At 63.4% G+C, this 13358-nt stretch carries 13 protein-coding genes and 1 pseudogene; 6 read left to right on the top strand and 8 right to left on the bottom strand.

What is annotated here, in order from left to right; genetic code table 11:
• Positions 1–93 precede the first annotated feature (93 nt).
• Positions 94–2427 (top strand): annotated as a pseudogene (locus tag JQ575_RS04910) (ComEC/Rec2 family competence protein).
• A 42-nt stretch (positions 2428–2469) separates the two neighbouring features.
• On the opposite strand, the gene JQ575_RS04905 reads toward JQ575_RS04910, so the two are convergent.
• The 5 genes from JQ575_RS04905 to JQ575_RS04885 all read right to left on the bottom strand — a co-directional run bounded on the left by JQ575_RS04905 (position 2470) and on the right by JQ575_RS04885 (position 6376).
• A complete protein-coding gene (locus JQ575_RS04905; protein WP_212032136.1) occupies positions 2470–2892 on the bottom strand; it encodes a hypothetical protein in 423 nt (140 codons plus the stop codon).
• 139 nt (positions 2893–3031) lie between these two features.
• Complete coding sequence (locus JQ575_RS04900) at positions 3032–3271, bottom strand: hypothetical protein (protein ID WP_212032385.1); 240 nt, start codon at positions 3269–3271, stop codon at positions 3032–3034.
• A gap of 306 nt (positions 3272–3577) precedes the next feature.
• Positions 3578–4285: a transcriptional repressor LexA gene (gene lexA / locus JQ575_RS04895; RefSeq protein ID WP_212032135.1), complete on the bottom strand. Its 708-nt coding sequence runs from the start codon at positions 4283–4285 to the stop codon at positions 3578–3580.
• A 240-nt stretch (positions 4286–4525) separates the two neighbouring features.
• Positions 4526–5737, bottom strand: coding sequence for a gephyrin-like molybdotransferase Glp (glp, locus tag JQ575_RS04890; RefSeq protein ID WP_212032134.1), 1212 nt, complete (start codon positions 5735–5737; stop codon positions 4526–4528).
• Positions 5738–5749: 12 nt separating this feature from the next.
• Entirely contained in the window at positions 5750–6376 is a 627-nt protein-coding gene (locus tag JQ575_RS04885) for an HAD-IA family hydrolase (protein WP_212032133.1), read from the bottom strand.
• Between the two features lie 158 nt (positions 6377–6534).
• Between JQ575_RS04885 and JQ575_RS04880 the strand changes: the two genes are divergently transcribed.
• Together JQ575_RS04880 and JQ575_RS04875 are read left to right on the top strand one after the other, a co-directional pair.
• Positions 6535–6831 (top strand): hypothetical protein, encoded by a 297-nt coding sequence (locus JQ575_RS04880; protein WP_249166449.1) that lies wholly within the window; start codon positions 6535–6537, stop codon positions 6829–6831.
• An 80-nt stretch (positions 6832–6911) separates the two neighbouring features.
• Positions 6912–8084 carry an NADH:flavin oxidoreductase/NADH oxidase gene (locus JQ575_RS04875; protein WP_212032131.1) on the top strand — a complete coding sequence of 391 codons (1173 nt, stop codon included), beginning with the start codon at positions 6912–6914 and terminating at the stop codon, positions 8082–8084.
• Between the two features lie 144 nt (positions 8085–8228).
• Here the strand turns inward: JQ575_RS04875 and JQ575_RS04870 are convergent, their stop codons facing one another.
• The 3 genes from JQ575_RS04870 to JQ575_RS04860 form a co-directional block, all read right to left on the bottom strand.
• Positions 8229–8468 (bottom strand): PilZ domain-containing protein, encoded by a 240-nt coding sequence (locus JQ575_RS04870; RefSeq protein ID WP_212032130.1) that lies wholly within the window; start codon positions 8466–8468, stop codon positions 8229–8231.
• A 69-nt stretch (positions 8469–8537) separates the two neighbouring features.
• A complete protein-coding gene (locus JQ575_RS04865) occupies positions 8538–8945 on the bottom strand; it encodes a hypothetical protein (RefSeq protein WP_212032129.1) in 408 nt (135 codons plus the stop codon).
• Positions 8942–9421, bottom strand: a complete 480-nt coding sequence (locus JQ575_RS04860; protein ID WP_212032128.1) for a GNAT family N-acetyltransferase — start codon at positions 9419–9421, stop codon at positions 8942–8944. Before JQ575_RS04860 ends, JQ575_RS04865 begins: the two co-directional genes overlap by 4 nt.
• Positions 9422–9699: 278 nt before the next feature.
• On the opposite strand from JQ575_RS04860, the gene JQ575_RS04855 reads away from it, so the two are divergent.
• The 3 genes from JQ575_RS04855 (at position 9700) to JQ575_RS04845 (ending at position 12932) form a co-directional block, all read left to right on the top strand.
• Positions 9700–11640, top strand: a complete 1941-nt coding sequence (locus JQ575_RS04855) for a cyclic nucleotide-binding and patatin-like phospholipase domain-containing protein (RefSeq protein WP_212032127.1) — start codon at positions 9700–9702, stop codon at positions 11638–11640.
• 202 nt (positions 11641–11842) lie between these two features.
• Positions 11843–12166 (top strand): sigma factor-like helix-turn-helix DNA-binding protein, encoded by a 324-nt coding sequence (locus tag JQ575_RS04850; RefSeq protein WP_249166448.1) that lies wholly within the window; start codon positions 11843–11845, stop codon positions 12164–12166.
• Positions 12167–12227: 61 nt separating this feature from the next.
• Positions 12228–12932: a GNAT family N-acetyltransferase gene (locus tag JQ575_RS04845; RefSeq protein ID WP_212032125.1), complete on the top strand. Its 705-nt coding sequence runs from the start codon at positions 12228–12230 to the stop codon at positions 12930–12932.
• Positions 12933–13358: the final 426 nt, after the last annotated feature.

The raw sequence follows: 13358 nt of genomic DNA, 5'->3' as shown, positions 1-13358 counted from the left end.
GCCTTTCCCCGATATTCCACTTCCGTTCTGCTAGCCGGCACCTCACACCTTCCGGTAGCTTTGTCCGCGCGAGCGTATCGTGTGGGTAGCTTGATGTCGGAGCAGGGCAACACGCCGGGCCAAAGGCGAGGCTACGCCGGCACGTGGCCGCCGCGTGGGGCGGCGCCGGTCGGCGGCCTCGCGCCCCAGCGTCTTGCGCTGTGGGCGCCGCTGATCGAGACCTTGCGGCAATGGGCGCGCGCGGAGGCGGGGGCGGGGCGTTTGCTGCCCTGGGTGCCCGTCGCGTTCGGCACCGGCATTGCCTTCTATTTTGCCGCCGATCACGAGCCCGTGCTGTCGGTCGCGGCCGTTACCGCCATCACGCTGTGCGCGGCGGCGTTCTTTCTGCGGCGGCACAAAATGTTTCCGGTCGCCGTGATGATCGCCGCCGTCGCCGCCGGCTTTGCGATTGCGACCTGGAAGACCGCGCGGATCGCGCATGGTGTGCTGGCGCGGCCGATGTTCTCGGTGGCGCTGACGGGCTTCGTCGAGACCCGCGACATCCGCGAGCGCACCGACCGTTTTGTGCTGCGCGTCGTGACCATGGAGAGCGCGCGCGACGCGACAAAAATCGAACGCGTGCGGCTGTCGGTCAAGAAGGGCACCGCGCCTGACGTGGGCAGCTTTGTCGAATTGAAAGCGCGGCTGTTGCCGCCGATGGCGCCGCTCGGCCCGGCAGCTACGATTTCGGCCGCGACATGTTCTTCTCCGGCATCGGCGCCTCCGGTTTTGTGATGGGCGCGATCAAGATCGCGGAAGCGCCTGATGGCGGCGGGTGGAAGCTGCGCTATTCGGCATTCATGCAAGGCATGCGGGATGCGATCGATGCACGGATCCGGACCACGCTGGAAGGCGACAAGCGCGCGATCGCGACCGCGCTATTGACCGGCCGGCGCGACGCGATCTCCGCGCCCGTCAATGACGCGATGTTCATTTCCGGCCTTGGCCATGTGCTGTCGATTTCAGGCTATCACATGGCTGTCGTCGCGGGCGTCGTGTTCTTTGCGGTACGGGCGCTGCTGGCGCTGCTCCCGACGCTCACGGTCGGTTTTTGCGATCAAGAAATGGTCGGCGGTGGCGGCGCTCGCAGCATCGGCGTTTTATCTGCTGCTGTCGGGCGCTGAAGTCGCGACCCAGCGTTCGTTCTTCATGACGGCCGTGGTGCTGATCGCGGTCATGGTCGACCGCCGCGCCATCACGTTTCGAACGCTCGCGGTTGCGGCGCTCATTGTCTTGACCATTGCACCGGAGGCGCTGGTGCATCCGAGCTTCCAGATGTCGTTTGCAGCGACGCTCGGACTGGTGGCGCTGGTGCAGCTCGGCATGCCGCGCCTGTTCGCGCAGCCGGATCATTCCGCGACCGCGCAGGTGGCGCTGTGGGGCGGCCGCGAGATCACGATGCTGCTTCTGGCCTCGCTGGTGGCCGGCCTCGCCACCACGCCTTACGCGGCGTTTCATTTCCACCGGGTGACGCCCTATGGCGTGCTCGCCAATCTGGCGGCGATGCCGGTGGTCTCGGCGCTGGTGATGCCGGCGGGCCTGCTCGGCCTGGTCGCGATGCCCTTTGGTTTTGACGGCGTGTTCTGGGCCATCATGGGCGTCGGCATCGACTGGATGATCGTTGTCACGCAATGGGTCGCGGCCTTGCCGGGCGCGGTCGGCCGTGTGCCGGCGTTCGGCATCGGCCCGCTGATTGCGGCGAGTATCGGCATCATCCTGCTCGGCCTGCTGCGGACGCCGCTGCGCTATACCGGCGCGGCGGTGGTGCTGGTGGCGGCGGTTTGGGCGGCGAGGGTGCCGCAGCCGGACATCCTGATCTCCGCCGACGGGCGCAATGTCGGTGTCCGCGGCCAGGACGGCAAACTGCATTTGATGCGCGCGGCCAAGGGGACTTTGACGGGGACTTTGACGGGGACTTCGACGGGCGCCTCAAGGGATGGCTTCCTCGTCAGGGAATGGCTGGCGGCGGATGCCGACGCGCGCAAGCCTGCCGATGCCTCGCTCACCGAGGGCGTCTCATGCGATGAGAGCGGCTGCGTGACGCAGGGCGCGGGTGGCGGGTTCGTGGCATTGGCGCTGCGGCCCGAAGCGCTGGCGGATGATTGTGAGCGCGCGGCGCTGGTGGTGACTGCAAGGCAGTCGCCTGCGGCGTGCGGCGCTTCTGTAATCGATGCGGAGCGTTTGCGGCGGCAGGGCGCCATGGCGCTGCGGCGAAGCGGCAGCGGATTTACCATCGATGCCGTCAAGCCCCGGGGCGTCGATCGTCCATGGTCGCCGGCGATCGCGGGCGAGGGTGACGCGGAGACAACCATCATCGCGCCGCGCCGTGCGGCGCCGCGTGCGGTCGATGCGACCCCGTCGGAAGCGGACCTGCAGGCCGAGGAATAAGGATTCACGTTCCCCGGCGGGGCGCGACCGGCGGCGCGGAATTCAACCGGTGGAAAGCGGTGTCGTCGTCGCCGTGTCCGCCTTCGTTGCCGCGCGCTCGGGAATCGGATGCACCACCGGCAATTGCAGCACGGTGACGCGCTGACCCTCGCAAAGCTGCGTCACCAGCACATGGCTCCCGTCGGGAAATTCGATGGCGTCGTGGTGACGTTCCCTGATGTGCGGATCAATGGTGTTGAACTTGCCGACGCGGAAACCGATCGTCCGCGTCCAGATCCAGCGATTGTCGTATTTGACGTCTTGCGCGAAGGCCAGTTCGGTCCCGGGCAGCATGCAGACCGCGACTGCGGGATCGCGTTCGCTGGCAAAGCCGCGGGTCGAGGTGCCGCGGAAGGTGGTCGATATCAATGTCTCGCCGACCTCAGCAGGACGCGTTGCCATCGCGTGCAAACTATAGTCACACATCGGATCGCTCCCTCGTAAGAGATAGAGACCCGTGCCTCCCTCGAGGCGCTGGCCTCTATCAGAGTGGACTTGAGCAAAGTCTATTCCTGTTCTGGGCAATAGTGCGACGGAAAGGCCGGCGCATCCGATCACAAACGCGCTACGGCGGCTGTGGATTTTCGGGCATCGGCGGCAGCGGCAGTTCGAAGGAGCCGAGATGGAATTGCTCCCTTCCGTCGTCGGCAATCCCGGGCAGCGCGACCAGCGTGAACGCGGCCTCCGGAAATTGCTGCCAGATCGCGAGATCTTCCGCCGTCACCGTCAGCCAGCCGAACCGGAGCATGTAGCGGCCCGGCTCGGTCACGAGGCCCGCCCTCTGCCAGGTGATCTTGGTGATCATATTGCTGACCACGTCTCGTCCCCCCGGGTTTTTGCGTCTTCGAGTCGAAGAAAACGCGTCAAACCACCATCCTCGCACGCACAGTTTTTGCCGCATTCTGGGCAATTGTGCGACGCTAGACACGCACTCCGTCATGGCCGGGCATAGCCGTCTGTAGGACGGCGTCGCTTCCGCTCGCCTATGACCCGGCCATCCACGTCTTCCCTGCGTTACATCGACCAAAGACGTGGATGCCCGGCACAAGGCGGGCATGACGACTTGGGATAGGGATGACGGCTACTAAAGGCTTAGCAGCCCTGGCCGCCCTCAGTACTTCCGATAAAGCCCGATCAGCTTGCCCTGAATCCGGACCCGGTTCGGCGGCAGGATGCGGACTTCATAGGAAGTGTTCGCAGGCTCCAGCGCGATCGAGGCGCCGCGGCGGCGGAAGCGTTTCAGGGTGGCTTCCTCCTCGTCGATCAGCGCCACCACGATATCGCCGGTGTCGGCGGTCTCGTTGCGCTGGATCAGCGCCATGTCGCCGTCGAGAATGCCGGCGTCCACCATGGAATCGCCGCGGACTTCGAGCGCGTAATGTTCGCCGGAGCCGAGCATGTCGGGCGGTACGCTGATGGTGTGGCTGCGGGTCTGCAGCGCCTCGATCGGCGTACCGGCGGCGATCCGGCCCATCACCGGCACTGCGACCGGGCGTTCGCCGTCGTCAGCAGCGGGCGCGCTGGCGGCGCGGACCTTGCCGAGCGTGCCTTCGATGACGCTGGGGGTGAAGCCGCGGCGGCCGTTGCCGTTACCGGCGCCCGCAAGTTCGGGCAGCTTGATGACTTCGATGGCGCGGGCGCGGTTGGGCAGGCGGCGGATGAAGCCGCGCTCTTCCAGGGCGGTGATGAGGCGGTGGATGCCGGATTTGGAGCGGAGGTCGAGCGCATCCTTCATTTCGTCAAAGGAGGGCGGTACGCCGGCTTCCTTGAGCCGTTCGTTGATGAAACGCAGAAGTTCATACTGTTTGCGCGTAAGCATCTCGAGCAATCCCCCGGTTGGCGCGTCGTAATTCGTGGTCGTTCAGTTTCGCGGTTCTTCAGTTTCGCGGTTCTCAGTTGCGAGTGCGGTCTCAAACTCGGAAGTCCAAAACTCCCATTTGTAGACACCAGCTCTCGAAACAAATCATGAACGGACACTATATGTTCGATACATGTTCCGCAACCACTTAATTTCAGGTGAACGCGCGCCGACTTCGTCCGAACAGGCGGTCGCGATGTGTCATTCCGGCAGGCGCAGGAACTCGCAGGGCGTGCCTTTCGGCACCGCCGGCCCAAACGGCGGACGTATCAAAAGCGCCCGTGCCGCAGCGAGATTTCCAAGCAGCGACGAGTCCTGGTGGCTCACCGGCACCGCGATCAACGCGCCGTCCTCGCGCTCTTCAAGTCGTGCGCGAAGATAGTCTTCGCGCTGGTCGTTGGCGGGAAGATCGCGGCCGAGCAGGGCGGTCTCACGCACGTGATGGATGGTTTTTCGGCCCGACAGCGCGCGAATCAGCGGCACCAGAAACAGGAAGCCGCAGACATAGGACGAGACCGGATTGCCGGGCAGGCCGATCACCCGCATCGCGCCGAGGCGCCCGTGCATCATCGGCTTGCCCGGCCGCATCGCGATGCGCCAGAACGCCATGGCGACGCCCTCGGCCTCCAGCGAGCGCTTGACGAGGTCGTGGTCGCCGACCGAGGCGCCGCCCATCGTGATCAGGATGTCGGCGCCCGATGCGCGGGCGCGCCGGATGCCGTCAGTGGTCGCCTCGACCGTGTCGGCGGCGATGCCGAAATCGATGGTTTCGGCGCCCTCGGCCCGCGCCAGCGCGCGCAGCGCATAGCCGTTGGAGTAGACGATCTGGCCGGGGCCCGGGATCGAGCCCGGCATCACCAGCTCGTCGCCAGTGGCGAGCACCGCCACCTTGGGGCGGCTGATCACGGTGAGTTCCGGATAGTTCATGCCGGCGGCTAGCGACAGATCGCGGTCGGTGAGGCGGCTGCCTTTGGTGAGCAGCACATCGCCCTCGCGGAAATCGGCGCCGGCGGCGCGGATATGCCGTCCCGGTTTGGCAACTTCCGTGATCGTGATGTGGTCGCCGCTGGCGGCGGTGTCTTCCTGGATGATGACGGCGTCGGCGCCATCGGGGATCACCCCACCTGTGAAAATCCTGACCGCTTCGCCCGGGCCCACCTTGCGTTCGAACGGGCGGCCTGCTGCGACTTCGCCGATCACCTTCAGCCGCGCGGAGAGGTCGGCGGCATCGGTCGATCGCACCGCATAGCCGTCCATCGCCGACATCGCTTGCGGCGGCTGGGTGCGCTTTGCCGCAAGGTCGCGCGCGAGCACGCGATGCCAAGCGGCGTCGAGTGCGGCCATTTCTTCCGCCAAGGGATCGGCGCCCGCAAGGATCGCGGCCAGTGCATCAACGACCGGCATCAGGGCCACGGCAATCCCCTCTCAAATTCCCAGCGCGGCAAGCGCCTTTGCGATGTCATCGGGCCCCGTCACATGCACCGCGGTCAGGCCGCGCGCCCGCGCGCCGTCGATGTTGGCGGCGGAATCGTCGAAGAACACGATGCGGGAGGCGGGAACACCGATCGCCTTGACGACATGATCATAGGCCGCCGCATCAGGCTTTCGAAGCCCGATCGTCGATGACAAATAGATTTCGCGGAAATGGCCGAGCACGCCGGCATAGGCCTGGCTGAAATGCACGACATGCGCGTTATTGGTGTTGGAGAAGGCATAAAGCGGCAGGCGTTGTCCGGCCCGCGCCAGCGATGCGGCGATGTCGGGCATTTCGCCGGCGAAGATCGCGTTCCAGCCTTCCAGGAACTGGGCGTCGGATATGCCGATACCGAGCGAGACTCGCAGGCCTGCAAAGAATTCGGCGTCGCTGATCTCGCCCCGCTCGTGACGATGCCAGGCGTCGTTGGGCAAGAACCGCTCGACCAGTCGTGCGGGCTCGCAGCCGGCATGGCCGGCCCAATTGGCCACCACCTTGCCGAAGTCGATATCGAGGACGACGCGTCCGAGATCGAACAGCAGCGCGTCGGCGGAGTTGGGGAGAAGCGGGGCGTTCATGCCAGACGTTTACAAAACTGGACCGCTCTGGGCAACGACTGGCTGCAGCCGGCGAAATGCGTGTTTTTGAGAGCAATTTCCGCCCAATCCAGCATTAGGCCGGCGCGGGAGCTGTGCTATTCGTTTGGCCGGAAAGTTCGGGGAGTGATCGCATGAAAATGATTGGCATCGTGGCAGTGATGGCCTTGCTGGTGGGGCCGGCGTTGGCCCAGCAGGCACCCGTTCAAAGATACGGGGAAGAGGACAAGGAAAAGACGCGATCGGATATCGCGGCGGAGAAGGAGGCCGAGCGGGCTTACAAGCGGTCGCTGGGCAATATTCCGGAGCAAAAGAGCACCGATCCCTGGGGAACCGTGCGCAGCGACAGTGCCGCTCCGAAAGCCGCCGCCAAGCCGCCCGCGAAGCCGAAGGCGGCCAAAACGGATAGCAAGGCCGAGACGACCGCAAAACAATAACAGGCATCCGCCGGCCGCTTGCCGGGACAGCGATGCCCAGGATTCCAGGAAACCGGCGAGGACGCGAGCAGGGAACAACAATGTCGAACACGCTGCTGTTTTCGCCGGTGACGATTCGCGGCGTCGAGCTGAAGAACCGCATCGTGGTGCCGCCGATGCACCAATATTCCGCCGTGAGGGGGTTTCCGACCGACTGGCACCTGATGAACTCAGGCAAATTCGCCGCCGGCGGCGCCGGGCTTGTCGTCGTCGAGTCGACCAAGGTCGAGCGCCGCGGCTGCGGCACGGTCGGCGATCTCGGCATCTGGGACGATGCCTTTGTCGAGCCGCTTGGCCGCCTCGTCACGTTCATCCATCAGCAGAATGCGGTCGCGGGCATCCAGCTCGGCCATTCCGGCCGCAAGGCGCGCGCGACCCGGCCGTGGGAAGGCGACCGGCCGCTGCAATGGGCGCCCGAAATCGAGGATTGGGACGCCTGGTCGCCGGTGGCACCGAGCGCGATTGCCCATAGCGAAAAATGGCCGGTGCCGAAGGCGCTGGAACGCCATGAAGTGAAAGACCTGGTGCAGGCCTGGGGCGAGGCCGCGCGGCGTGCCCATGAGGCCGGCTTCGACGTGCTGGAGCTGCACGGTGCGCACGGCTATCTCGTGCATCAATTCTTGTCCGAGCGATCCAACCAGCGCACCGACGAATATGGCGGCTCCGAGGCCAACCGGATGCGCTTCATCATCGAGATCACCGAAGCGGTGCGCACGCACTGGCCCGACCACAAGCCGCTGTTCGTCCGCCTGTCGGTGGAAGACAACGCCGGATGGGGACCGGAGCAGAGCGCGCGGCTGGCGAAGATCCTCAAGGCGAAGGGCGTCGACGTCATCGACTGTTCGTCCGGCGGCATCACCGAGATGGCGCCGATTCTGGGCAAGGAAATCAAATACAGCTACCAGGTGCCGCTGTCGGATTATGTCAAACGCCACGCCGATATCATGACCATGGCGGTCGGCCTCATCATCCATGGCGACCAGGCCGAGCAGATCCTGCAGGACAAGCAGGCCGACCTGATCGCGGTCGGCCGCGAAATCCTCAACAACCCGAACTGGCCGATGGACGCCGCCCTCAAGCTCGGCGTCGAAGGCCCGTTCCGCAACGTGCCGCCGCAATTCGGCTATTGGCTGGGCACGCGGGCGAAGCGCGGCTTCGGCACGCAGCCGTCGACCTGGCAGAGCGGGTTGAACGAGGCGGGGAAGGTGGAGTGAGACCGCTAGCCCGCATGAGCGCCAGCGACATGCGGGTATCGAGGGAAATGCTGGAGTCCCGGATGTCGCGGAGCCTGTCATCGGGCGCGCGTTTGCGCGACCCGTTGGCTCATCCGGGCTACGCAACTCATCCCGGCTACACAACTAATCGAAGGCGACACCGATCCGGTATTCCTTGCGCCAAACAATGTGGCACGACAGCTTCAGGCCATCTTCCGGCACAATCAATATGAAGCTTTGAGGCACCCGAACGATATCGAATATCTCAAGCGCTGCTCCCGTAGCGGAGATATCGCGGATTATGCATTTGATCTTGTCGCCACCGTGATCAATCTTCGCGGGCTTGGCGACACGGAAGCGAGGCGCAATGCGAGTTTCGACCATAACCGGATTCTCCGGTTGAACAGAAAAAATTCATCATCGGACGAAACGCCTGATGGTCGCGTCTTGATTCTAGAACTTGATCTTTGAATTTTGATATTCCTGACTCGTCAGGATTTCCCGGGCCGCATCGCGCAGGTCTCTAATCATTTTGGCCGCTTCGTCCGCGGCTTTTCCAGTGGCCGTCCTGCTGCGCCCTTCCAGGCTATCCGCCGAGTCCTTCAGTAGTTCAGATATTTTCTTCAATCTAAGCATCGATCGGTCCAGCAATGAAATGAACTTCTGGACAATGGAGACAATGCCAACCGGATGCGACAAGCTAAGTTCCGGCGCCACTGTGCGCCCGGCTGAGGGCACATTGCCTTTAATGCAGTCCAGCCTAACAGCGAAGTCCTGAGAGTTTCTTAACTCAAAGCGGCGCCGGTTCCGCCCTGTGGGCAGGTTGAGCCGCGGCTGCCGTCCCGCCGCGTTATGCTTCACATCCGCTTCTCGAAGAATACACTCGCCGCAATGGAATGCGGCGCTTTCAGCGCGTAATCGCCAAACGCGGAACATTCCCGGAATCCCGTGCGTATATAGAGCCGCATCGCCGCGATCTGGCGCGTTCCTGTCTCCAGGCGCAACACGGGAAGTCCGGCGCCACGCACCTCGTCTTCGATGCGCGCGAGAATGGCGTCGGCAACGCCCTGGCCCCGCGCGGCGCCGCGCACATACATGCGCTTGACCTCGGCATATTCAGGGAAGAGGGCGACGCCGCCGCAGCCCACCGCCGCGCCGTGACGTCGCGCGAGGAAGAAGCGGACATGCGGTTGAAAGATCGCATCGATGGAAAAGCCATGCCGCTGCTCCGGCGGATACTCCACGGCGAGCACGGCCTCGAGCTCGCCGATCAGCAGGCGCACCTCATCGGTCGCAGCCTGCGCAACTTCGATCTGTACGTCATCGCCGTTGCTCATCGGTGCTCCTTCCTGGACCCGTACGTTAGCGAGCTTGGCCCGGGTGAGCGAAGCGATATCAGGATTTTTTCAGATTCGTCCGGATAATTGCAACGGGATGCCGAAGATTGCAGGCGGCTTAACGCGATCGATCAAATGTCGAGTAATTGACATTACCGCCCATCTACCATGGCTGAACGAATCCGGTTGCGCGCCAAGCCACTTGAACGCTTTAGCTGCTATGTGTCGACGCCTGAACAGATCACTTGCGCCGCGCATTCTTGATCGAGGAAAACATAATGGTAGATGGTGCCACCGCATCTGAGCCACCCTTCGTCCCCGACGCTCCCCCTCTCGCCGATGCTGCAACGCCTCCCGAGGCCTTCGTTCCCTCCGACGTCTCGATCTTCAGGATGCTGACCGCCGAACAGCGTCAGGAGATCCGGGGTTTCATGCGCGAGCTGGTCATTCTGCGCGGCGAGGAGCTTGTCGCCGAGGGCGATGCGTCGGACGCTTTCTTTGAAGTCGTGCGCGGCGCATTCACGGTGCAGCGCGCGGGTGACGAAGGGCTGATTGCCGAACTGGGGCCGGGCGATCTCATCGGTGAAATCGGCTTTTTTGGCAAGATCCCGCGGACGGCCACGGTAACCGCGATCAGGGATTCCTGTGTTCTCTCGTTGTCGCGTGCCGCCTACAACAAAATTGCAACTGAAGCGCCCAGCATCGTTGGTTTCCTGCTCGAGGCGATGGCGCTTCGGGTGGCCGAGACGACGTCGCGCGTCGTTCCCAATCGACAACTTGCGCGCACGCGAACGATCGTGGTTCTGGAAGGGGGAAGGGAGCCGGTGCCGCCGCGGTTTTACGCGTTGCTGACGCAGGCGCTCGGCAACGCGGTGGTTGAAATCGTAACCTCCCAGCGTATCAATCAACTGTTCCCCGGACGGGACCCGGACGATGAAGAAATAACCAGTTGGCTGCATCGACTGGAGCAGGCATCCGATCTCGTTGCCTATTTTGGCGACCGGGAGCTGACGCGCTGGACCCAGAAATGCATCCGGCAATCCGATCAGGTCCTGTTCGTATGCAGGGGCAGGGCGCCGGACGATTCCCTGACCGAAGTAGAGGCTGCGGCGTCGACCTATCACCGAACCAACGAGCGGCGGCTCGTGCTCGTTCATGATGAGCGAAGCGCTGAAGTGCGCGGCACGGGCGCCTGGTTGAGGCGCATGCCCGTCTTCATGCATCACCACATATCGCTTCAGGACGACGTCGATGTGCAGAGCCTGGCGCGCTTCCTGCTCGGGCGGGCGATTGGGTTCGTGGCGGCTGGCGGAGGGGGATTGGGGCCGGCGCATCTTGGGATCTACAAGGCGTTTCGCGAGCGCGGCGTCGACTTCGACATCTTCGTCGGAACGAGCGTCGGGGCTGCCATGGTCGCCGGCTTCGCCAAGAATCTCGAAGCTGAAGATCTGGATCGAGGCACGGACGATATCTTCGTCAAGAGCCGGAGTTTCAAGCGCCCCACCTGGCCGCGATATTCCCTGCTTGACCACAAGGCCCTCGACCGCGCGCTTGCGGAGGCGCTCGGGGCGGATTGCAACATCGAGGATTGCTGGAAGCCGTTTGCCGCCGTGGCAACCAATCTCTCCACTCAGGCAGGTGAAGTCATTCGTACCGGTTCGCTGTGGCAGGCCGTGCGGGCGTCAGCCTCGATTCCAGGCATCCTGCCGCCGTTCTATACCAAGGATGGCTCGATGCTGGTTGACGGCTGCCTGATCGACAACATCCCGCTTGCGCCGATGCACAATCTGAAACGCGGACCCAATCTGGTGGTCCATTTCGGCAAGCAGGAAATCGAACGCTTCGAGGTGGATTACGATGCGCTTCCGGGACGCCTCAAGCTGATTTCCAGTCTGCTGCTGCCGTTTGGCAGAAAGCGCCTGCCACGGGCGCCATCGGCGGTCAGCGTGCTCTGGCGCAGCCTGCTGGTGCATCAGCGCGTGGATTCGATTCCGGTGGGCCCCGCCGATTTTGTGATGCGGCCGCCGACCATTCCCGGCGCCAAGGTGATGGAGTTCGACAACCACAAGCGCGTTTTCGAAGCATCCTATCTGTGGGCGAAATCAACGCTTGAAAGCGCGGAAAGCGATCAGCACGCTGCACTGCTCGCGATCCTCTCAAAGGGCATGCCGCCCCGCGCCGCTGCCGGCCGGACGTTCGCCGAGCTGGCTGCAAGCTGAGTTCAAGCGTCGCTTTGGTGCCGGCAAATCTTGCATTTGAATCAAATTTATCCTTTTCGTGGGTTTCACCGCGAAAGCGAAACTGAAACCATTTTCCGTCCCACAGAACTATTCTCTGCAATTCACGAAGTCGTGCAGAAACGCGGCCTCCTTATGCGTCCGTTCCATCGCGTGAATGGAATCGCAATTTAAGGAGACGATCATGCCAACGACTTTTGCCGAGACCAGCGCATCGGCCCGAGAGAACGGAATCTCCTGGCTGAACGAGGCGGGCATCGATCTGTCTCAGATGACGCTGCGGCTTGGATGCGCCAGGACGAGGGTGGAACTCGACCACTTTCTCAGGAGATTGCTGCCGGCGCATCGCGAGGTGATCGAACTCGTCGACTTCGCGCTCAAATCCGTCGAGGAGGCAAGCGAGATCATCGGCCTCCCGCAGGCGACGATCAAGACGCGCTTGTTCTACGCCCGCAAGGCGTTGGTCGACGTGGTCAGGTATCAGGGCAACGACCGCGTTGCGGCGTAGTGCGCTCCCGGGGAGTGACGACCTCCTCGACCATTCACGTATATTCACGGAGGAGCCGATCATGAATTCGATCGAATGGCTGCACAGCTCGACGAATGCGAATTGCAACTCTCCGGCGCTCGCGCCAATGCTCCAGGGCGAAGTGCTCGACGTCGCCGCGACCTTCGTAGCCACGGCAGCCGCGGCGGTTTTCGAGGTTGTGCGGTTGCGAACCGGTAAGTCGGTCGTGATCCGCTTGCTTGAACCGGATGACCGCGAAGCGCTGCAGGCCTACTTCGAGGCGCTGTCGCCGGCCGCGCGGCGTAACCGGTTCACCGGCGCAAGCCATGGCCCCTCGGATCGGGATCTCGATTTGTTGTTCCGGTCCAGCGCGGACAGTCGCTTCGCGGTGGTCGCCGTCATGACGGTGAATGGCGTCGAAACGATCGTCGCCGAGGCCTGCTATGCGTTCGACCGGGCAACCGGCGGCCTGGAGTTCGGTGTTTCCGTCCACGATGACCACCGGGGCTGCAACATCGGCTCCGCATTGCTTTTGAATCTCGAGCGCCTCGCGGCGGCATTCGGCGCCCGCCATATCTTCGGCGACACGCTGCGGACCAACAATGAGATGCAGGCGCTGGCGCGCAAGGCAGGCTTTGCCTTCGTCAATATGCCGGGCAATTGGTGTGAGCGACGCATGATGAAGCCGTGTTTGGCGGCGTTGGGGACGATGCTTGGCGGCGTCATGCCGGGGTTCGGTGCGACGGCGAAGCTGTCTGTCGCCTGATCCGATGCGATCGGCTTGAAGCAGGCTAGCCGCCGCGATGGCCGTTCGGGCCTGCGTGCAATGACGCCTGGGCGCGACAAAACGACCCGACGGGCAAATCAGTTCGTATTTCCAGAAATCGTGTCAAGCCCTGAAATCAAAAATAATTCTGTTTACCAGAATGAAAATCAGGTGCATATGTTTGCCCATCCCGTCCTACTCAGAAGGGCGTCGGCCGTCGTCACGGACGTTGGGCGGGTTGCGGTGGACGCTGGTTTGCGCTGAGACGACGGCGTGGACTAAGCGTACGGCAAAACCGTGTGGTCCTGGCACCCGTTGCAGGTGTCAAGCTGTCGGGTAGGCGAGAGCCGAACGGCAGCGACGGAGTCAACCAAGAACTCGTCTCCGGGGAGATCACGGCATAAGCCGTAAAGCCATTGCGCAGGG

Source organism: Bradyrhizobium sp. JYMT SZCCT0428, from assembly GCF_018131075.1.
In the GTDB taxonomy this organism is placed as follows: domain Bacteria; phylum Pseudomonadota; class Alphaproteobacteria; order Rhizobiales; family Xanthobacteraceae; genus Bradyrhizobium.
This window is presented reverse-complemented; position numbering and strand designations above follow the sequence as displayed.